The 21,009-nt window shown below is 75.1% G+C and carries 8 protein-coding genes and 6 pseudogenes; 12 read left to right on the top strand and 2 right to left on the bottom strand.

Features of this window, described 5'->3' with window-relative positions:
* The first annotated feature begins 129 nt into the window (after positions 1 to 129).
* From recN to L6E17_RS03690, 3 genes and pseudogenes are all read left to right on the top strand, one after another.
* On the top strand, positions 130 to 1,872 hold the full coding sequence (gene recN, locus L6E17_RS03700) for a DNA repair protein RecN (RefSeq protein WP_236239296.1): 1,743 nt from the start codon (positions 130 to 132) through the stop codon (positions 1,870 to 1,872).
* A 37-nt stretch (positions 1,873 to 1,909) separates the two neighbouring features.
* Positions 1,910 to 2,706: pseudogene (locus tag L6E17_RS03695) on the top strand (hypothetical protein).
* A gap of 79 nt (positions 2,707 to 2,785) precedes the next feature.
* Positions 2,786 to 3,897: pseudogene (locus tag L6E17_RS03690) on the top strand (glycosyltransferase family 4 protein).
* Positions 3,898 to 4,244: 347 nt separating this feature from the next.
* Here the strand turns inward: L6E17_RS03690 and L6E17_RS03685 are convergent.
* Positions 4,245 to 5,872 (bottom strand): annotated as a pseudogene (locus L6E17_RS03685) (PucR family transcriptional regulator); the annotation flags it as partial.
* Between the two features lie 276 nt (positions 5,873 to 6,148).
* Positions 6,149 to 7,951 (bottom strand): glycoside hydrolase family 15 protein, encoded by a 1,803-nt coding sequence (locus tag L6E17_RS03680; RefSeq protein ID WP_236239295.1) that lies wholly within the window; start codon positions 7,949 to 7,951, stop codon positions 6,149 to 6,151.
* 517 nt (positions 7,952 to 8,468) lie between these two features.
* Between L6E17_RS03680 and L6E17_RS03675 the strand changes: the two genes are divergently transcribed.
* The 9 genes and pseudogenes from L6E17_RS03675 to L6E17_RS03635 all read left to right on the top strand — a co-directional run bounded on the left by L6E17_RS03675 (position 8,469) and on the right by L6E17_RS03635 (position 20,763).
* Positions 8,469 to 10,145, top strand: coding sequence for a CTP synthase (locus tag L6E17_RS03675; RefSeq protein WP_236239643.1), 1,677 nt, complete (start codon positions 8,469 to 8,471; stop codon positions 10,143 to 10,145).
* Positions 10,146 to 10,241: 96 nt separating this feature from the next.
* A complete protein-coding gene (locus L6E17_RS03670) occupies positions 10,242 to 10,868 on the top strand; it encodes an NUDIX hydrolase (RefSeq protein ID WP_236239294.1) in 627 nt (208 codons plus the stop codon).
* Between the two features lie 1,380 nt (positions 10,869 to 12,248).
* Positions 12,249 to 14,289, top strand: a pseudogene (locus L6E17_RS03665) (tetratricopeptide repeat protein).
* 155 nt (positions 14,290 to 14,444) lie between these two features.
* A pseudogene (ald, locus tag L6E17_RS03660) lies at positions 14,445 to 15,559 on the top strand (alanine dehydrogenase).
* A 473-nt stretch (positions 15,560 to 16,032) separates the two neighbouring features.
* The gene (locus L6E17_RS03655; RefSeq protein WP_236239642.1) at positions 16,033 to 17,127 is read left to right on the top strand and encodes a ParA family protein; all 1,095 of its coding nucleotides are present in this window, start codon (positions 16,033 to 16,035) and stop codon (positions 17,125 to 17,127) included.
* Positions 17,124 to 17,760, top strand: a pseudogene (locus L6E17_RS03650) (hypothetical protein). Before L6E17_RS03655 ends, L6E17_RS03650 begins: the two are co-directional and overlap by 4 nt.
* 470 nt (positions 17,761 to 18,230) lie before the next feature.
* Positions 18,231 to 19,073, top strand: a complete 843-nt coding sequence (locus tag L6E17_RS03645) for a ScpA family protein (RefSeq protein ID WP_374108981.1) — start codon at positions 18,231 to 18,233, stop codon at positions 19,071 to 19,073.
* The gene (scpB, locus tag L6E17_RS03640) at positions 19,070 to 19,687 is read left to right on the top strand and encodes an SMC-Scp complex subunit ScpB (RefSeq protein WP_308315818.1); all 618 of its coding nucleotides are present in this window, start codon (positions 19,070 to 19,072) and stop codon (positions 19,685 to 19,687) included. The genes L6E17_RS03645 and scpB overlap by 4 nt, the downstream gene beginning before the upstream one ends.
* Positions 19,687 to 20,763 carry a pseudouridine synthase gene (locus tag L6E17_RS03635; RefSeq protein ID WP_236239292.1) on the top strand — a complete coding sequence of 359 codons (1,077 nt, stop codon included), beginning with the start codon at positions 19,687 to 19,689 and terminating at the stop codon, positions 20,761 to 20,763. Before scpB ends, L6E17_RS03635 begins: the two co-directional genes overlap by 1 nt.
* Positions 20,764 to 21,009: the final 246 nt, after the last annotated feature.

Below are 21,009 nucleotides of genomic sequence, written 5' to 3'. Positions count from 1 at the left end.
CGGGGAGCGCCACGCGGGTCAACGAGCAGGCGGCCGCGAGGTGACGCCGCCGCGCCCGCCGCCGTCCCGAACGGCTGGCGTTCGCGGTCCGGGCCGGGGCGGCGTCGCATCGGACCCGCAAAACCTCGTATGGTCGGGGTCGTGTTGGAGGAGATGCGGATACGGTCGCTCGGAGTCATCGAGGACGCGGTGGTCGAGCTGTCGCCCGGCTTCACCGCCGTGACCGGTGAGACGGGCGCGGGCAAGACCATGGTCGTGACCAGCCTCGGGCTGCTGCTCGGCGGGCGCGCCGACCCCGCCCTGGTGCGGATCGGGGCCCCGTCGGCGGTCGTCGAGGGGCGCGTCACCGTGCGGCCCGGGTCGCCCGTCGCCCTGCGGGCCCAGGAGGCGGGGGCCGAGCTGGACGACGGCGCCCTGCTCATCAGCCGCACCGTGTCCGCGGAAGGCCGCTCGCGGGCCCACCTCGGCGGGCGCTCCGTGCCGGTGGGGCTGCTCGGCGAGCTGTCGGACGAGCTCGTCGCCGTCCACGGCCAGACCGACCAGCAGGGGCTGCTGAAGCCCGCCCGGCAGCGCGGCGCGCTCGACCGGTACGCGGGCGAGGCGGTCTCCGCGCCCCTCGCCGCGTACACCGACGCCTACCGGCGGCTGCGGGCCGTCTCCGCGCAGCTGGAGGAGCTCACCACCCGGGCCCGCGAGCGGGCGCAGGAGGCCGACCTGCTGCGCTTCGGACTCGCGGAGATCGAGGCCGTCGCACCGCGGGCCGGCGAGGACGCCGAGCTGGCCGCGGAGGCCGAGCGGCTGGGCCACGCCGAGGCGCTGGCCTCCGCGGCGGCGCTCGCGCACCGGGCGCTCGCCGGCGACCCGGAGGACCCCGAGAGCGTCGACGCGACGACCCTCGTGGCCGGCGCCGGCCGCGCCCTGGAGGCCGTACGGTCCCACGATCCGGCGCTGGCGTCCCTTGCCGACCGCCTCGGCGAGGTGTCGATCCTGCTGGCCGACGTGGCGGGGGACCTCGCCGGGTACGCCGGCGACCTGGACGCCGACCCGCGCCGCCTGGCGGCCGTGGAGGAGCGCAGGTCCGCGCTGAACGGGCTCACCCGCAAGTACGGGGAGGACGTCGGCGCCGTCCTCAAGTGGGCGGAGGAGAGCGCCGCGCGCCTCACCGAGCTGGAGGGCGACGACGACCGGATCGGCGGGCTGACCGACGAGCGGGACGCGCTGCGCGCGGAGCTCTCCGAGCTGGCGCAGCGCCTGACGGACGCCCGTACGGAAGCGGCGGCGCGGTTCGCGGACGCCGTCACCGCGGAGCTCGCCTCGCTCGCCATGCCCCACGCCCGGGTCTCCTTCGCCGTGCGGCAGACCGAGGACCCGGACGGCATCGAGGTGGGCGGCAGGACCGTCGCGTACGGGCCGGCCGGGGCCGACGAGGTGGAGCTGCTGCTCGCCCCGCACCCGGGCGCCCCGCCGCGGCCCATCGCCAAGGGCGCGTCGGGCGGTGAGCTGTCGCGCGTCATGCTCGCCGTGGAAGTGGTCTTCGCCGGTACGGACCCGGTGCCGACGTACCTGTTCGACGAGGTCGACGCGGGTGTCGGCGGCAAGGCGGCGGTGGAGATCGGGCGGCGGCTCGCCAAGCTCGCCAGGACGGCGCAGGTCGTGGTCGTCACCCACCTGCCGCAGGTCGCGGCCTTCGCGGACCGGCAGCTTCTCGTCGAGAAGACGAACGACGGGTCCGTCACCCGGTCCGGTGTGACCGTGCTGGAGGGCGAGGACCGGGTGCGCGAGCTGTCGCGGATGCTGGCCGGCCAGGAGGACTCCGAGACGGCGCGGGCCCACGCGGAGGAACTGCTGGCCACCGCACGCGCGGAAGTCTGAGCGCAGGCCCGCCCCGCAGGCTTCGTAGGCTTGCCCCGTGAAGAGTGGTCACACGAGGTCAGCCGTCGCGTTCTGCGCCGCCGCCGGCGCCGCCCGCGCGGTGTACGGGCTGTGGGGCCGCCGCGGCGCCCCCGAGGGGTGGCGGCGCGTCAACCACGCGGGCCGCACGGTGCGGTTGGAGGCGGCGCGGCAGCGGCGGCGGGCACGGTCCTGGGTGCCGCCGCCGTGTCCGGCCGGGCCGGCGCGGCGGCGGCGCTCGCGGCGGCCGCAGGAGCGGTGTGCGGGCGCTACGACGATGTCAACGGCGACCACCGGCGCGGTTTCCGCGCCCACTTGTCCGCCCTGCGCGACGGGGAGGTCACCAGCGGCGTCGTGAAACTGCTCGGGGTGGGCGCCGCCGGGCTGGCGGCGGGCGCCCTGCTGAAGCGGCGGCCGTCGGACGCGCTGCTCGCCGGGGTGGTGGTCGCGGGCACCGCCCATCTCGTCAACCTGCTGGACGTCCGGCCGGGGCGGGCCGTGTTCGCCGTGCTGGCGGCCGGGGCTCCGGGTGTGCTGCGGGGCGCCCCGCTCGCCGCGGCGCCCATGGGGGCCGCGGCCGCCGTGCTCGCCGACGACGTGGCGGAGCGCGCGATGCTCGGCGACATGGGGGCGCACGCGCTGGGCGCGGCGCTCGGGGCCGCCGTCGCCGCCCGCCAGGGGCGGCGCGGCCTCGTCGTGTCCGCCGCCGCGCTGGTCGCCGCCGCTGCCGGAGGCGACGCCGTCAGCCGCCTCGCAGGATCACCCGTGTGGGTGAACCCGGGTGGCGGGTGGACGCCTCGGGACAGCGGAAAGTAGCGGGATGTGGCGGTAACGTAACCGTACCGACCGCTTCGGCGGTGCCGGAACGTGCGTACGGGCTGGCATCCTTGGGCGCGTGACACAGCTGCGTACGGTCCAAGTCCTGGGCGGCGGCAGCGCGGGCAGCAGCGCTCATGTGAGGTCACTGGCCGCCGGGCTGGTGGCGAGGGGCGTACGGGTGACCGTGTGCGCCCCCGCCGAACTCGGCCAGGAGTACGACTTCCACGGCGCCGGCGCCGACTTCGTGCCCGTGCCGCGACGCAGCGATCCCCTGGCGGTCGGCGCCCTGCGGGGTGCCTGCGCGGACGCGGACCTCGTGCACGCCCACGGACTCAACGCGGCGGTGCGGGCCTCGCTGGCACTGCCGACGCAGCGCGTGCCGCTCGTCGTCACCTGGCACACCCGGGCGTACGCCCAAGGGGCGGCCCGGGCCCAGTGGCTGCGGTTCATGGAGCGCAAGGCCGTGCGCGCGGCGGCCGTCGTGCTCGGCACATCGTCGGAGCTGGTCGACCGGGCGCGCAGGCGGGGCGCCCGGGACGCGCGGCTCGGGCCGGTCTCGGTGCCGGGGCTGCCCGGCGGCCGGGGCGCCGCCGGCGACGCCGCCCCGGCGACGCCGAGGAGGAGAAGGCGCGCGCCGAACTGGGCGCGGTGGACCGTCCGCTGGTCGTCTCGGTCGGTGCCCTGGAGCCGCACCGCGGCTACGGCACGCTGCTGGACGCCTCCCGCCGGTGGCTCGGCCACGACCCCGTACCGCTGGTCGCCGTCGTCGGTGAGGGGCAGCGGCGTGCGGCGCTGCAGCAGCGGATCGACCGGGAGGAGCTGCCGGTGCGGCTCCTCGGCGACCGGGACGACGCCGGGGTCCTGCTGGCGGCCGCGGACCTCGCGGTGCTGCCGAGCCGCTGGGAGGCGCGGTCACCGCTCGCCCAGGAGGCCCTGCGGCAGGGCGTGCCGCTGGTGGCCACCGCGGTCGGCGGGGTGCCGGAACTCGTGGGCGACGCGGCGGAACTCGTGCCGTACGGCGACGCGGTGGCGCTCGCGGAGGCGGTGTCCGGGCTGCTCGGGGACCCGGCGCGGCGGACGGAGCTCGCGGAGGCCGGGCGGCGGCAGGCACGGACCTGGCCGACGGAGGACGACACGATCGCGCAGGTGCTGAGCGTGTACGACGAACTGTGCCCCCGCGGGTTCTGACGGGGCTTCCGGCAGGGGACCGCCCGGCTGCGGGTACGCGGTACGGCGCTCGGACGGAGGGCGTACCGCGCCGCGGCACCGGGCGGGGCAGCCGTCCGGGACCGGCAGGCACCGGGACGCGCGGCGGGGCGGGGCCTGTGGCGGCCGGGCGGTGCTGCTGGGGGACCGCGGCCGGGCACTGGGGCCGCTGCGTGACTGTGCTGCGGGGGACCGGGGTCGGGCGCGGGGGCTGCTGCGTGACTGTGCGGCGGGGGACCGCGGCCGGGCACAGGGGCCGCTGCGCGGCCGTTGCGGCGGGGGTGCCCAGGGGCCGGACCGCGGGTGTCCGCTGCGGTGTCAGGGGGTGGGCGGCGGGCGCGCAGCGCCAGGGAGAGGGCCAGCACCGTCTGCGGGTCGTCGAGGTCGGTGCCCAGCAGCTCGGTGATGCGGGCCAGCCGGTTGTACAGGGTCTGGCGGTTCAGGTGCAGTTCGCGTGCCGTCTCCGCCTTGCGCCCCGCATGCGCCAGGTACGCCTCCAAGGTGGGCAGCAGCGGCGGCCGGGACGTCGCGTCGTGCGCCCGCACGGGCCCGATCGCCCGGTCGACGAACGCGGCGAGGCCCGCCTCGTCGTGCCGGTGCAGCCGCCACAGCAGCAGGTCGATGTCCAGCCGCCGCGCGTCGTGCCAGGCGCACGGCGGCAGGCCCTGCGCCGCAGCCGCCGTCTCGGCCGCGTGCCGCAGGCCCGCGGACGCCGACGCCCAGCCGCCCGCGACACCCACCACCACGATGGGCGCCTGACCGCCCGCCTTGGCCAGACCGGCCCGCTCTGCCCCCGCCCGCAGCGCCGCCGCCACGCGGTCCGCCACCGCCGTGCGCTCGCTCTCGGCGCGCAGCCCCAGCAGCAGCGGCACCCTGCCCTCCACGGGGCGCACGCCCACCAGCGCCGGGACGCCCACCGCGGCCAGCTCCTCCACGACCGCCCGGGCCAGCAGGGCCCAGCTCCCCGCGGGGAGTGCTCGGCGGCCGTCACCCGCATCACGGCGGGCAGCAGCGGCCCGTCACCGGGGCGGAAGCCGAGCACCCGGGCCTGGGCCTGCGCGTCCTCTTCGGCGACCCGGCCTTCCGCGAGGTCCGTCAGGAAGTCGCCGCGGCCCCGCGCCGCCAGTTCCTCCTCCTGCCGGGCCTGCATGAGGACGACCGCCAGGACGCCCGCAGCCCGCTCGGCCGCCATCCGGTGCACCGGCAGCAGCTCGCCGGACACCGCCGTCAGCACCAGCCGGGCCCGCACCGGGCCCGTACCGCCCTCGGCGGCTCCGCCCGGGACGTCCACGACCAGGGATCCGGCCGGCAGCCGGTCCCCGGGCCCGCGCTGGCCGCGCAGGCCCTCCCACACCTGCAGCGGGTCCGGGCGCGCCGGGCCGGAACCGCCGTCGGCCGCGTACAGCAGCTGCCCGTCCGCCGTCTCCAGGAACACCGGGTTCGCCGCGAAGCCGCTCAGGATCCGCAGCACCCGCGGTATGCCGCCGCCCGACAGCAGGGCCTCCGTGCACTGCCGGTGCACCTCCTCGGCCTGCCGCAGCAGCGCGTAGTGCCCGTTGACGATCTCGGTGTGGACCTCCTCCGTGACCGCGACGAACGGCACCTCGCGGTGCAGCTGCACCAGCGGAAGACCCGCCGCGCGGGCCGCCTCCACCAGCGGCACGGGGAGCTGGGAGAAGCGCGGGCCGAGCTCCACCACCAGCGCGGCGATGCCGCGCTCCGCCAGCCGCCGCACGAACGTCCGCTGCTCGGCGGGGCGCGCGCCGATCGCCAGGCCCGTGGTCAGCAGCAGTTCGCCGCCCTTCAGCAGCGACGCGATGTTCGGCGCCTCGCCCGCGTGCACCCAGCGGACCGTTCTGTGCAGCCGATCCGCGCCCGTGACGACCTCCGGCAGCCCGCCGCGCAGCGCGGGGAGCTCCAGCGCCCGCCGTACGGTGATACCGCCCTGTTCCTCCATGGACGCGGACGCTACCCCGCGCCCGCCGCGCCGCGGCACCACCCGGAGGTGACGGTGCCCCTCCACCGCGGCAACTCGCGCTGTGCGCAGGCCTGTTGGCCGCCGGTCGCGGCGTGTGGCGTACGTCACCCGGCGGCGTGCGGCGGCGGGCCGGGCGGAGGTGCGGCACGCCGGGGCCGCCCCCTCCGCGGCGCGGCCCCGGCAAGTACGGGGCCGGGGCCGGCGGCCGGCCGGTGCCGCGCCGCCGCGGGCCGACTTGCGGCCGCGGCGGCGCGGCTAGCCGCCGTACGCGCCGGACGCCGTCAGCCGCAGGGCCGTGTCGATCAGCGGCACGTGGCTGAAGGCCTGCGGGAAGTTGCCGACCTGGCGCTGCAGCCGGGGGTCCCACTCCTCGGCGAGCAGCCCGAGGTCGTTGCGCAGGGCCAGCAGCTTCTCGAAGAGCTGCCGGGCCTCGTCGACGCGGCCGATCATCGCCAGGTCGTCGGCCATCCAGAACGAGCAGGCGAGGAACGCCCCCTCGTCGCCGGGCAGGCCGTCCACGCCCTCGTCGGTGCCCTGGGTCGGGTAGCGCAGGATGAAGCCGTCCGAGGTCGACAGCTCCCGCTGGATGGCCTCGATGGTGCCGATGACCCGCTTGTCGTCCGGCGGCAGGAACCCCATCTGCGGGATGAGCAGCAGCGCCGCGTCGAGCTCCTGGGAGCCGTACGACTGCGTGAAGGTGTTGCGCTCCGGGTCGTAGCCCTTCTCGCACACGTCGCGGTGGATCTCGTCGCGCAGCTCCCGCCAGCGTTCCAGCGGGCCGTCGGCGTCGCCGGACTCGACGAGCTTGATGGTGCGGTCGACGGCGACCCACGCCATCACCTTGGAGTGCACGAAGTGGCGGCGCGGCCCGCGCACCTCCCAGATGCCCTCGTCGGGCTCCATCCAGTGCTTCTCCAGGTAGTGGATCAGCTTCAGCTGGAGGAGGGAGGCGTAGTCGTTGCGGGCCAGGCCGGTCATGTGGGCCAGGTGCAGGGCCTCGGTGACCTCGCCGTACACGTCGAGCTGGAGCTGCGCGGCGGCGCCGTTGCCGACCCGGACCGGGGCCGAGTTCTCGTAGCCGGGCAGCCAGTCGAGCTCCGCCTCGCCGAGCTCCCGCTCACCGGCGATGCCGTACATGATCTGCAGGTTCTCGGGGTCGCCCGCGACCGCCCGCAGCAGCCACTCGCGCCAGGCGCGGGCCTCCTCGCGGTAGCCGGTGCGCAGCAGCGAGGAGAGGGTGATCGCCGCGTCCCGCAGCCAGGTGTAGCGGTAGTCCCAGTTCCGCACGCCGCCGATGTCCTCCGGGAGGGAGGTCGTCGGCGCGGCGACGATGCCGCCGGTCGGGGCGTACGTGAGCGCCTTGAGGGTGATCAGCGAGCGGACCACGGACTCGCGGTAGGGGCCGCGGTAGGTGCAGTGGTCGACCCACTCGCTCCAGAACGCCGCGGTGGCCTCCAGCGCGGCCTCGGGGTCGGGCAGCGGCGGCTGCGGGTGGTGGGAGGGCTGCCAGCTGATGGTGAACGCGATCCGCTCGCCGGGGGAGACGGTGAAGTCCGCGTACGTGGTGAGGTCCTCGCCGTACGTCTCGCAGGCCGTGTCCAGCCACACCGAGTCGGGGCCCGCGACGGCCACCGTGCGGTTGTCGACCTTGTGCACCCACGGCACGATCCGGCCGTACGAGAAGCGCATCCGGAGCGCCGACCGCATCTTCACCCGTCCGCTGACGCCCTCGACGATGCGCACCAGCTGGGGTGCGCCGTCGCGGGGCGGCATGAAGTCGGTGATGCGGACGGTGCCGCGGTCGGTGTCCCACTCCGATTCGAGGATGAGGGAGTCGCCCCGGTAGCGGCGCCGGTCGGCAGCCGGGGGCTCGGTGCCCTCCGGGTGCTGCGGTCCGATCCGCCAGAAACCGTGCTCCTCGGTCCCGAGGATTCCTGCGAAGACGGCGTGCGAATCGAAGCGGGGCAGGCACAGCCAGTCCGCCGTGCCGTCGCGGCAGACCAGGGCGGCGGTCTGCATGTCTCCGATGAGTGCGTAGTCCTCGATGCGCCCGGCCACGTGCAATCTCCAGTCGAACGGCCACGTTCGCCCCGCGGGGCGCTTAGCTGGTGGGGTCAGGGTCAAGGATCGTTGACGCGAGGGGGTCCCGGGTGACGGGCGGGGTGGTGCCGTGCGCGGGCCTGACTCGGCAACGGGTGTCCGAGCAGAATACGACCTCCCCGGGGCGTCTGTGTGATCTTCCTGGTAGTCGGGATGCGCCGAACGGGTGAGCCGGTACCCCGCTGTGCGAATGTATGCGCGGCACGTCACGCTCACCTGTTCCGCACAAGCCCGAACTGTTCCGAACGTGTCCAAACATTGGCTGGATTATGTGGTCAGCGTGGCCGGAACGCGGTCACCCGTGGTCGCTGATACCCTGGTAGCCCGTGGACCGGTGGGCGCCGCAGAACCGATCGGCGGCCCCCGATACCGCAGCGACGGCACCCCCGGAAGCCCTCGGACTCACCCTCCAGGTTTCCGGATCGGACGCCGGTACGCACCTCCAGATTGCGACCACGGGAGCCCCCTCTTGGCCATGCCGCCCGCTGCTTCTCGCAGCACAGCCACGACGACCAAGCACATCTTCGTCACCGGGGGTGTCGCCAGTTCCCTCGGCAAGGGCCTCACGGCCTCCAGCCTGGGTGCGCTCCTCAAGGCGCGGGGCCTGCGGGTCACCATGCAGAAGCTCGACCCGTACCTGAACGTCGACCCCGGCACCATGAACCCGTTCCAGCACGGTGAGGTGTTCGTCACCGACGACGGCGCCGAGACCGACCTGGACATCGGCCACTACGAGCGGTTCCTCGACGTCGACCTCGACGGCTCCGCCAACGTCACCACCGGCCAGGTCTACTCCACGGTCATCGCCAAGGAGCGGCGCGGCGAGTACCTCGGCGACACGGTCCAGGTCATCCCGCACATCACCAACGAGATCAAGCACCGCATCCGCCGCATGGCGACCGACGACGTCGACGTCGTCATCACCGAGGTCGGCGGCACCGTCGGCGACATCGAGTCGCTGCCGTTCCTGGAGACCGTCCGCCAGGTCCGCCACGAGGTCGGCCGCGACAACGTCTTCGTCGTGCACATCTCGCTGCTGCCGTACATCGGCCCCTCCGGCGAGCTGAAGACCAAGCCGACCCAGCACTCCGTCGCCGCCCTGCGCAACATCGGCATCCAGCCGGACGCGATCGTGCTGCGCGCCGACCGCGACGTGCCCACCGCCATCAAGCGCAAGATCTCCCTGATGTGCGACGTCGACGAGGCGGCCGTCGTCGCCGCCATCGACGCCAAGTCGATCTACGACATCCCGAAGGTGCTGCACACCGAGGGCCTCGACGCGTACGTCGTGCGCAAGCTCGACCTGCCCTTCCGCGACGTCGACTGGACCACCTGGGACGACCTGCTGGACCGCGTCCACAACCCGGCGCACGAGGTCACCGTCGCCCTCGTCGGCAAGTACATCGACCTGCCCGACGCCTACCTGTCGGTCACCGAGGCCATGCGCGCCGGCGGCTTCGCGAACAAGGCCCGCGTCAAGGTCAAGTGGGTCACCTCCGACGACTGCAAGACCCCCGCGGGCGCCGCCCAGCAGCTCGGCGACGTCGACGCGATCGTCATCCCCGGCGGCTTCGGCGAGCGCGGCGTCAACGGCAAGGTCGGCGCGATCCAGTACGCGCGAGAGAACAGGATCCCGCTGCTCGGCCTGTGCCTCGGCCTCCAGTGCATCGTCATCGAGGCCGCGCGGAACCTCGCCGGCATCGAGGACGCCAACTCCACCGAGTTCGACCCCGCGACGGCGCACCCCGTCATCTCCACGATGGAGGAGCAGCTCGCCTACGTCGAGGGCGCCGGCGACCTGGGCGGCACCATGCGGCTCGGCCTCTACCCGGCGAAGCTCGCCGAGGGCTCCGTCGTCCGCGAGGCGTACGGCGACCAGCCGTACGTCGAGGAGCGCCACCGCCACCGCTACGAGGTGAACAACGCCTACCGCGCCGAGCTGGAGAAGAAGGCCGGCATCCTCTTCTCCGGCACGTCCCCGGACAACAAGCTCGTGGAGTACGTCGAGTACCCGCGCGACGTCCACCCCTACCTCGTCGCGACCCAGGCCCACCCGGAGCTGAAGTCCCGCCCGACCCGCCCGCACCCCCTCTTCGCGGGCCTGGTCAAGGCCGCCGTCGAGCGCCGGCAGGCGGCCGGGGCAGCCGAGTAGTCGCTGCGTATACGGTTGACCGGGGTGCGGGCCCGCCGCCCGCGCCCCGGTTTTTCCGTACGCGGGACGACGAGGGACGAGGAAGAGGGAAGGCGCATGGCCATCAAGGACACGCCGGAGGAGTGGCAGGTCACCGCGACCGCCACGCCGTTCCGGGGCAACAAGACGAGTGTCCGCACCGACGACGTGGTCATGCCGGACGGCTCCGTCGCGAGCCGCGACTACCAGGTCCACCCCGGCTCGGTGGCCGTCCTCGCCCTGGACGAGCAGGACCGGGTCGTCGTGCTGCGCCAGTACCGCCACCCCGTGCGGCAGAAGCTGTGGGAGATCCCGGCCGGACTGCTGGACGTGCCCGGCGAGAACCCGCTGCGGGCGGCCCAGCGCGAGCTGTACGAGGAAGCGCACGTGAAGGCGGAGGAGTGGAACGTCCTCACGGACCTCTACACCACGCCGGGCGGCTGCGACGAGGCCGTACGGATCTTCCTGGCGCGGGGGCTGTCCGCGGCGGACGGCGACCGCTTCGAGGTCTCCGAGGAGGAGGCCGACATGGAGCTGGCCCGCGTCCCGCTGGCCGACCTGGCCCGCGGCGTCCTCGCGGGGGACCTGCACAACACCTGCCTGGTGGTGGGTGTCCTCTCCCTGCTGGCCGCCCGTACGGGGGACGGCGTCGAAGCGCTCCGCCCTGCCGACGCACCCTGGCCGGCCCGCCCGTTCGAGGCGTGAGGGGCCGGAGCCTGTTCGAGGCATGAGGGGCCGGAGCCGGACACCCGCCGTGACGGACGGCCCGGCTCCGCGCCCGCCGTGCCGGCGCGGGCTCCCCGCCGCGCCGCCACCGTCGAGCCACCGCCCCGGCCTCCCGGTGTGACGATCGGCTGATCCGATCGGGCGATGTGCGGGCGCTGCTCCGCACGGAACCCCCGGCGGCTCAACTACGCTCGGACCACCCGTGCGGAGACCCGGCGGGATCGGCTTGTGCGCAGACGGACGGGAGCGTGGCCCGTGACGGATCAGGCGGTGAACATCGGCGACACCGAGCGGCCCCGGACGGCCGGCCCCGCCTCGTCCGGCACCGCCCGGACCGGGCACGCGGAGCCCGCCCTCCCCGACCGGCCGCAGACGCCGACCGGGGGCGGTGCCGGTACGGCTCCGGCGGACGGCGAGCCCCGCGCCCGGCACGCGGCGGGCTCCCCGGCGCCCGCTGCGGCCGCCCCGGAGGGGCGCACGCGTGGACGTGGGGCGGTCCCCGCCCCGGCCGCCACCCCGGACCGCCGCGGCGGAGAGCCGGACGACGCCGCAGCCCCGAGCCACGGCCGCCCCGAGGACCGCCGGGCCGTCCCCGCCCCGACCTCCCTCCCCGACCGCGCGGCAACCGCCGGCCGGCCGGACGCCGCGGAACCGTATCGGGCCGGAGCCGCGCGGGGGCCGCCGCGGCACCGAGCGGTGCTGACGGCGCGGTCGACGCCGGACAGGCCCGCGACGGGGAGCAGGGCGCCGCAGACCCGGGCGCCGCGCAGGAAGCCGCCCGGACCCGGGCGGCCTCGCCCGGCGGCACGGACACGCCCGACGCGCCGGAGGCCGCGCAGGCGCGGGGCACCGCGGGGAGGGGCCCGGCTCGGGAACGCCCGGGCGGGGCGCGCGGGACGGATCAGGATCGTCGGACCGGGACCCCGTGGATGACCCTGGGCCCGAGGCGCCGCGTCGCGGCCTCGGAGAGGACGCGACGCGAGCGCGTCGCGGGGTCGACGCCCCGCAGCACGGCCCCGCGGACAGCGCGGCGCCGGGCCGCCCGGAGGGCCCGGAGGCGCCGGCGCGGTGCGGCCGGGACGGACGGGCCGAGCCGGACCCGGCCCCTGCGCAAGGCCCGGAGGCGGTCGGCCGCGCGAAGGACTCGGAAGCGCCGGTGCGCGGCCACCGCGACGGGTCGGTCGCGTCGGGCCCGGCGCATACGCAAGGCCCGGGGGTGCCGGACCGCCGGGTTGGTCCGGAGCGGCCGGGGCTGGGCGCCTGCGACCGTTCGCGGTCGCCGGGCCGGGGGTCGGCTCCGAGGCGCCGGGGCGGGAGCGCGCCGAGCGGACACCGCCGTCCACGGCCCCCGCGGGCGCCGTGCTCGGTCGGCTGCTTCTCGGGCGGGAGCGCGAGCTCAGGACACTGCGGGCCGACATCTCCCGCGCCGGACTCGACACGATCGCCGGACGCAAGGCGCCGCGCGCCCGGGTGCTGCTCATCGCCGGGAGGCCCGGGTCCGGGCGCACCGCGCTGGCCGAGGCGCTGGTGCGGGACCTCGGACGCGGGTACCGCGACGGTGTGCTGCGGGCACGGCTCGCCGAGCCGGGGGCGACCCCGTGCCCGTCGAGCGGGCGGCCCGGCACCTGCTGGACTGCCTCGGAGTGGCCGCGCCGCCCGGCGCGGACGGCGACGAGCTGAGCGGCCTGCTGCGGGACGCCCTCAAGGAGCGGCGCACGCTGCTGCTCCTCGACGACGCCGCCGACGCCGAGCAGGTCGACGCCCTGCTGCCCGACAACCCCCGCTGCCTGGTCGTGGCAGTCGCCCGGGGGCCGCTCACCGGCATTCCCGACGTGCGGCCCTGCACGGTGGGCGGGCTCGACGTCAGGAGCGCCGTCGAGCTGCTGGAGCGGTACGCCGGCTCCGTGCGCATCACCGTCGACCCGCAGGCCGCCGAGGCGCTCGTCGAGCTGTGCGCGGGGCAGCCCGCCGCCCTGCTGCTCGCCGGCGGCTGGCTCGCCGCCCGGCCCACCGCGTCGGTGGCCGACCTGGTCAAGCGCCTGCGCGCGCTGCCCGGCGAGCCCGCCTCGACGCGGCCGCTCGCCCGCACCTTCCGCCTGGCCTACGAGGCGCTGCCCGCGGCCCAGGCCCGTGCCCTGCGCCTGCTGTCGCTCGCCCCGCTGGGGCTCGCCGACGCCCAGGTCCTCTCCGCCCTCGCCGGGTGCTCCGTGTCCACCGCGGGCTCGCTGCTGGACGGGCTCGTCGCCCTCGGCTTCGCCCGGGAGGCGGACCACGGCCAGTACGAGGTGCCGGGCTGCCTGATGCCGCTGACGGCGCAGCGGCTGGCCGCCGAGGACCGCGACTCCGAGGTGCAGCTCGCACGGGCCCGCATGCTGGAGCGCACCGTGCGGCTCCTGCAGTCCTGCCGGGCGGTCGCCGAGCCCGACGGGTCCCCGCCCGCCGCCGCCTCGCCGGGCTGCCCCGCAACCTGCGCTTCCCGCACCGCGCCGCGGCCGCCGAGTGGCTGCGGACCCGGCAGCCCGCGCTGCTCGCGGCCGCCCGCCTGGCCGTCGCCGACGGGGAGCTCGACACCCTGGCCCGCCGGTTGGTCGCCGCACTCGTCCGGGCCCTCACTGCGCACCGGGGCGCCGAGTCCGCCGCACCCGAGCTGTACGGGCTGCACCGGCTGGTCCTGGACGTGGCCGAGCGGCGCGGCCTGCACCGCGAGCGCGCCGCCGCGCTGCTGAACCTCGCCGACCTGGACGCCCGCACCGGCCGCACCAGGGACGCGCTGGCCCGCTACCGGGCCGCGCTGGACGCCGGGCGCCTGGCGAAGGACCCGTACGCCACCGGCCGCGCCATGGAATCCGTGGGCGGCGCGTACCAGGAACTGGGCGACTGGCAGCGCGCCGCCGACTGGTACGGGCGGGCCCTGGCGCAGCGGCTGGCGCGCGACGAGCGGGCCGACCAGGCGAGGCTCTACGGCAGGCTCGGCACCGTCCACACCTACGCCGGGCGCTACGGCGAGGCACTGCGCAACTGGCGTGCCGCGGCGGCCGGTCACCGTCGGCTGGGTGACGCGGCGGGCCACGCCCGGGCGCTCAGCGAGGCCGCCCGGGTCCAGGAGTACGCGGGCCGCCCCGAGGACTCGGCGCGCACCTGCGAGGAGGCCGCGGAGGGCGCGCGGCGCGCCGGGGACGTACGGCTGCACGCGGCGCTGCGGCTGCGGCTCGCGGACACCCTGGAGCGGCTGGGCGACCCGGTCGCGGCCCGGCTGCACCGCGTCGCCGCCGACCGCCTGCTGGCCCCGCGCCCCGGTGCGCCCGCGGCTGTCGGCCAGGACGGCGCCGCAGGTCACGGCACCCCTGCCGACACCCCCAGGTCCACCTACGAAATCCGTAGTGGTTCTCAGAAAAATTAGTGCTTTGCAAGGCTAGACACGGGGAAGTCCTTCATTAGACTGGCTGAGCCGCAGTTAATCGCGGTGTGCCCCGGTGCGCCATACTGCATCCGGGTATCTACCGCTGTAGAGCGGTTTGCCCTTCTCCACCCCCTGATTCAAGGACCGTGATCGACGTGAAGGTCGGCATCCCCCGCGAGGTCAAGAACAACGAGTTCCGCGTGGCCATCACGCCCGCCGGTGTGCACGAGCTCGTCCGCAACGGCCACGAGGTCGTCATCGAGCAGAACGCCGGCGCGGGCTCCTCGATCACGGACGGCGAGTACGTCGCCGCAGGTGCGCGCATCCTCCCCACCGCCGACGAGGTGTGGGCGACCGCCGACCTGCTGCTGAAGGTCAAGGAGCCCATCGCGGAGGAGTACCACCGCCTCCGCAAGGACCAGACCCTCTTCACCTACCTGCACCTGGCCGCCTCCCGCGAGTGCACCGACGCCCTCCTGGAGTCCGGCACCACCGCCATCGCGTACGAGACGGTCGAGCTGCCGAACCGCGCGCTGCCGCTGCTCGCCCCGATGTCCGAGGTCGCGGGCGGCTGGCCCCGCAGGTCGGCGCCTACCACCTGATGCGCTCGGCCGGCGGCCGCGGCGTGCTGCCCGGCGGCGTGCCCGGCACCCACGCCGGCAAGGCCGTGGTCATCGGCGGCGGCGTCTCCGGCTGGAACGCCACGCAGATCGCCGTCGGCATGGGCTTTCACGTGACGCTGCTCGACCGCGACATCAACAAGCTGCGCGAGGCGGACAAGGTCTTCGGCACCAAGGTCCAGACCGTCGTGTCCAACTCCTTCGAGCTGGAGAAGGCCGTCGTCGAGGCCGACCTCGTCATCGGCGCCGTCCTGATCCCGGGCGCCAAGGCCCCGAAGCTGGTCACCAACGAGCTCGTCGCCAAGATGAAGCCCGGAAGTGTCCTTGTCGACATCGCGATCGACCAGGGCGGCTGCTTCGAGGACTCCCGTCCGACCACCCACGCGGAGCCGACCTTCCGGGTCCACGACTCCGTCTTCTACTGCGTGGCGAACATGCCCGGCGCGGTCCCGAACACCTCCACCTACGCGCTCACCAACGCCACGCTGCCGTACATCGTGTCGCTGGCCAACAACGGCTGGGTGGAGGCGCTGCGCCGCGACCCCGCGCTGGCCAAGGGCCTCAACACCCACGACGGCAAGGTGGTCTACAAGGAGGTCGCCGAGGCCCACGGCCTCGACCACGCCGAGCTCGGCTCGCTCCTCGGCTGACGCCTTCCCGTATCCCCGCCGTTCGACGGTCCGTCAGCCTCCGCTCACCGTCCGCTCACCGCGGCGCGGAGGTCAACGGACGTCGTCAACGTCACGCATCCGGCCGGACCTTGTCGAACAAGGTCCGGCCGGACGTGCGTCCGGAAACCACCGGAGCTACCGGCAAGTCGCCGTGAACGTAACCCTTTAACCGATTCGCGCACCCGCGAAATACAAGGATCGACGGCCATGCACCCTTGACAGGAAGGCGTTCGGTTGCCGACACATCACGCCGCGTCCGGCCGATTGTGTTGCTGCGGAGCGGTGACACGCCATAGAGTCGCCAACCGTCGGCATGGTGCCACGCTGACCTATCGACAAGTTTCCTGGTCACATCCAAGGAGGTAAGACGACTTGTGAATGAGTCGACATTTACTCCGGGGGATGCGTATCCGGGAGCGCCGGGGGCGGGCCACGCCGGTCCGCCGGCCGGGATCGGTGCCGTCGGCTCCGTCGCTGTCCGCACCTTCGCGACCCACCAGCACATGACGACAGCCCACACGATGAAGACGATGGACGGCCAACACGTGAACGCCATGGCCGGCGACGAAAGTGGCCACGGGTCCACGCACTTCGCCGCCTACGACGAGCTGCCCGAGGGTCACTTCTACGACCCCGACGCCGAGTACGAGCCCGATCCGGAGTACGCGGCCACCCTCGCACCCGACGCTGCCCGGCAGCGCCGCGAGCGGATCGGCCCCACCGGACGGCCCCTGCCGTACTTCCCGATCCCGGGGCCCCTCACCGAGCACGGCCCCGCGAAGATCATCGCGATGTGCAACCAGAAGGGCGGCGTGGGCAAGACCACGTCGACCATCAACCTGGGCGCCGCGCTCGCGGAGTACGGACGACGGGTGCTGCTCGTCGACTTCGACCCGCAGGGCGCCCTGTCGGTCGGTCTGGGCGTCAACCCGATGGAACTGGACCTCACCGTCTACAACCTGCTCATGGAGCGGGGCATGTCGGCGGACGAGGTCCTGCTCAAGACCGCGGTGCCCAACATGGACCTGCTGCCGAGCAACATCGACCTGTCGGCCGCCGAGGTCCAGCTGGTGAGCGAGGTCGCGCGCGAGTCGACGCTGCAGCGGGCCCTGAAGCCGCTGCTGCCGGACTACGACTACATCGTGATCGACTGCCAGCCGTCGCTGGGCCTGCTCACCGTCAACGCGCTGACGGCCGCCCACAAGGTGATAGTGCCGCTGGAGTGCGAGTTCTTCGCCCTGCGCGGGGTGGCGCTGCTGACCGAGACGATCGAGAAGGTCCAGGAGCGGCTGAACCCGGAGCTGGAGCTCGACGGCATCCTCGCCACGATGTACGACTCCCGCACGGTGCACAGCCGCGAGGTGCTGGCCCGGGTCGTCGAGGCATTCGACGACCACGTCTACCACACGGTGATCGGCCGGACCGTGCGCTTCCCGGAGACCACCGTGGCGGGCGAGCCCATCACCACGTACGCCTCGAACTCGGTCGGCGCGGCCGCCTACCGCCAGCTCGCCAGGGAGGTGCTCGCCCGGTGTCACGCCGAGTGAGTCTGCCCGGTGCCGACGAGCTTTTCCGTACGACCGGGGGGATGGCGCTGCAGGCGTCCTCGCCCCGCCGCCAGGGCAGCGGCCCGGGCGGCCAGGCGGCCGGTTCCGGCACCGGCCCGGCACAGGGGGCGGCACGACTCCGGGGAGGGGCGGGTGCCCGCCCAGGCGGGCGAGAGCGACCCGGCGGGCCGCCCCGCCGCGGGCTCCGCGCCCGCCGACGCCGGGGAGGAGCACGGCCCGGCCGACGGCGACGACGCCGCAGCCGCGCCGTCGCGCAGCCGCACGGCGGAGGGCGAGGCCGCACGGGACAGGGGGCCGGTGGCACGGGCGGCCGCCAAGGCGGCCAAGTCCGCGGCACCCGGACCGCCCGCCCAGTCCGCGGCGGCGCGCCGGGGACGCCGCGCCGCGAGCCGCCGCCCCAGCGGGCGCGAACGGCACGACGAGAAGATCACGGTCTACGTCTCCGCCGAGGAGCTGATGGACCTGGAGCACGCGCGGCTGGTGCTGCGCGGCGAGCACGGCCTGGCCGTGGACCGCGGGCGCATCGTCCGCGAGGCGGTCGCCGTGGTCCTGGCGGACCTGGAGTCCCGCGGCGACGCGAGCATCCTGGTGCGGCGCCTGCGCGGCCGCTGACGCGCGCGGGCCCGATAGCCTGACGGGCCCGGCCCGCCCCCGCACAGGACGCCGCACGATGCCCCCGAACCACCCCGCCCGTCCCCGCCGCCGCACCCTGGGCCCCGGCCCGGGTGCCGCCGCCCCACCGCCCCCGCCGAGCGCCCCGCCGCGCCCGGCGCCCCGGTGGCGCCTGCCGGGCCGCAGCTCCCGGGATCGGAGGGCGTCCCGGGCCCCGCCGAGCCCGCCCCTCCGCCTGCGGCCGCCCCGGCCGCCGCAGCTGATGCGGGAGACGCCCGGGCCGCCGACCGTGATGCGGGGCCGTCCCGGCCGTCTCCGGGGTTCCCGTGCCGGTGCCCGCCCCTGCGGGGCTCCAGGGGCGTGCCGAGGCGCCCGCGGCCGTTCCCGGCCCGGTTGCGGGCCTGGAGGGGCCTCCGGAGGGGGCGGGGGGCGCGGTCGCCTGCCGGGAGCCGGACGCGCTCTCCGCCGCCGTGTCGGGCCCGGTGGGGCCCGTCGGCCGCGAGGAGCCCGCCAAGGACGCCGGGGACACGCGCTTCACCGTGCGGCTGCGGAACTTCGAAGGGCCCTTCGACCTGCTGCTCCAGCTGATCGCCAAGCACAAGATGGACGTCACCGAGGTCGCCCTCTCCCGGGTGACCGACGACTTCATGGCGCACATGCGGGCGCTGGGGCCCGACGGGGACCTCGACCAGACCACCGAGTTCCTGGTGGTCGCCGCCACGCTCCTCGACCTCAAGGCGGCCCGGCTGCTGCCCGCCGCCGAGGTGGAGGACGAGGGCGACCTCGCCCTGCTGGAGGCCCGGGACCTGCTGTTCGCCCGGCTCCTCCAGTACCGGGCGTACAAGCGGATCGCCGGGCTGTTCGGCGAGCGGCTCGACAGCGAGGGCAGGCGCCACCCGCGGACCGTCGGTCTGGAGCCGCACCACGCCGAGCTGCTGCCGGACGTCGTCATCAGCATCGGCCCCGAGGGCTTCGCCCGCCTCGCCGTCAAGGCGATGCAGCCCAAGCCCCCGCCGCAGGTCCACGTCGAACACATCCACGCCCCGCTCGTCAGCGTCCGCGAGCAGGCCGGGATCGTGGTGGCGCTGCTGCGCGAGCGCGGCGAGGCCACCTTCCGGGAGCTCGCCGAAGGCGCCGGCGACACCCTCACCGTCGTCGCGCGCTTCCTCGCCCTGCTGGAGCTGTACCGGGACAGGACCGTGGCCCTGGAGCAGGCCGACCCGCTCGGTGAGCTCACCGTGCGCTGGACCGGCGGGGACGCCGACCCGACCGTCACCGACGAGTTCGACCGCACCGCGGAGGAGGAGCAGTGACCGAGCTGAAGCCGGCCCTGGAGGCCGTGCTCATGGTGGTCGACGAGCCCGCGACCGAGCAGCACCTCGCCAGAGTGCTCCAGCGCACCCCCCGCGAGGTCGCCGACGCCCTGCGCGAGCTGGCCGGCGAGTACGACAGGGAAGGGCGCGGCTTCGAACTGCGGGCCGTCGCGGGAGGCTGGCGCTACTACACGCGGCCCGCCTACGCCTCCGCGGTCGAGAGCTTCGTCCTCGACGGGCAGCAGGCCCGGCTCACCCAGGCCGCCCTGGAGACCCTCGCCGTGGTCGCGTACCGCCAGCCGGTCAGCCGCTCCCGCGTCTCCGCCGTACGCGGAGTGAACTGCGACGGCGTCATGCGGACCCTCCTCCAGCGCGGTCTGGTGGAGGAGGCGGGCGCGGAACCCGGGACAGGTGCGATCCTGTACAGGACGACGAACTACTTCCTGGAGCGGATGGGCCTGCGCGGCCTGGACGAGCTCCCCGAGCTCGCGCCCTTCCTCCCGGAGGCGGACGCGGTGGAAGCCGAGAGCCTGGAAGCCGTTCCGTCGTTCGATCCGGACGCACCTGAGCCGGACTCCGAGGACGCAGACGTAGACGACAAGACGGAACTTTGATGCGAAGCAGCGGCAGGAACAGCAGCGGGCGCGGCAACCGGAGCGCCGGCGGGGGCACCTCCCGGCCGAAGGCCGGGCAGAAGCGCGACGAGAAGCAGCAGCGCGCGGGCCGCCCCCGCCCGGAGGAGCGCCGCTACGACGTGGGCGGTTCCGGCGAGGGCCAGGGCGGCGCCCGCAAGGGGCGCGGCGCGGAGGCCCGCGGCGGCGCCAAGGGCGGCCCGAAGAAGCCCCAGGAGCCGCAGCGGGGCCGCGGCGGGCGCACCGCCCCGGCGCGTCCCCGCGAGTACGACGCCCGGGTGGAGGAGCGCAACCGCGAGCGGTACGCGAACCGGCCGCAGAAGCCGGCCCAGGAGCAGGACGGCGAGCGCCTGCAGAAGGTGCTGGCCCGCGCGGGCTACGGCTCCCGGCGTGCCTGCGAGGAGCTCATCGAGGAGGCCCGCGTCGAGGTCAACGGCTCGATCGTGGTCGAGCAGGGCCTGCGGGTCGACCCGGACAAGGACGAGATCAAGGTCGACGGGCTGACCGTCGCGACGCAGTCCCACCAGTTCTTCGCCCTCAACAAGCCGGCCGGCGTCGTCTCCACGATGGAGGACCCCGACGGCCGCCAGTGCCTCGGCGACTACGTCACCAACCGGGAGACCCGCCTGTTCCACGTGGGCCGGCTGGACACCGAGACCGAGGGCATCATCCTGCTCACCAACCACGGGGAGCTGTCCCACCGCCTCACGCACCCCCGGTACGGCGTGCGCAAGACCTACCTGGCCGCCATCCAGGGCCCGATCCCGCGGGACCTCGGCAAGCGGCTGAAGGAAGGCGTCCAGCTGGAGGACGGCTACGCCCGGGCGGACAGCTTCCGGGTCGTCGAGCAGACCGGCAAGAACTACCTCGTCGAGATCTCCCTGCACGAGGGCCGCAAGCACATCGTGCGCCGGATGCTCGCCGAGTCCGGGTTCCCCGTCGACAAGCTCGTGCGGACCGCGTTCGGCCCGATCGCCCTCGGCGACCAGAAGTCGGGCTGGCTGCGACGCCTGACGAACACCGAGGTCGGCATGCTGATGAAGGAAGTCGACCTGTAGGCCCGGCCGGTCGCCGGCGGTCCCGGCGGCGGCACAGCAGCACACGCGGGAAGCCCGCAGCCCCTCCCGGCTGCGGGCTTCCCGCGTTCCCGGACCACCCTTGCGGGACACGACCGACCCCTTGCGGGACACGACCGACCCTCTTTATAGTCAAGGTGACTCTTAAAGAGTCGCGGGGGTCGCGGATCCCGCGGGCCTGGACCGACGGGGGTGGACCAGGCCCGCGGGGCCCGCGCCCCCGCCCCG

The sequence above is a fragment of the Streptomyces sp. CC228A genome, from assembly GCF_021390935.1.
GTDB lineage: Bacteria > Actinomycetota > Actinomycetes > Streptomycetales > Streptomycetaceae > Streptomyces.
The sequence above is the reverse complement of the archived record's forward strand: the minus strand, read 5'-3'. Positions and strand labels throughout refer to the sequence as shown.

Excerpts from the sequence above, each read along its gene's own strand:
- recN (WP_236239296.1), top strand. The coding sequence starts at position 130 with ATGGTCGGGGTCGTGTTGGAGGAGATGCGGATACGGTCGCTCGGAGTC.
- L6E17_RS03635 (WP_236239292.1), top strand. The coding sequence starts at position 19,687 with ATGCGAAGCAGCGGCAGGAACAGCAGCGGGCGCGGCAACCGGAGCGCC.
- L6E17_RS03670 (WP_236239294.1), top strand. The coding sequence starts at position 10,242 with ATGGCCATCAAGGACACGCCGGAGGAGTGGCAGGTCACCGCGACCGCC.
- L6E17_RS03675 (WP_236239643.1), top strand. The coding sequence starts at position 8,469 with ATGCCGCCCGCTGCTTCTCGCAGCACAGCCACGACGACCAAGCACATC.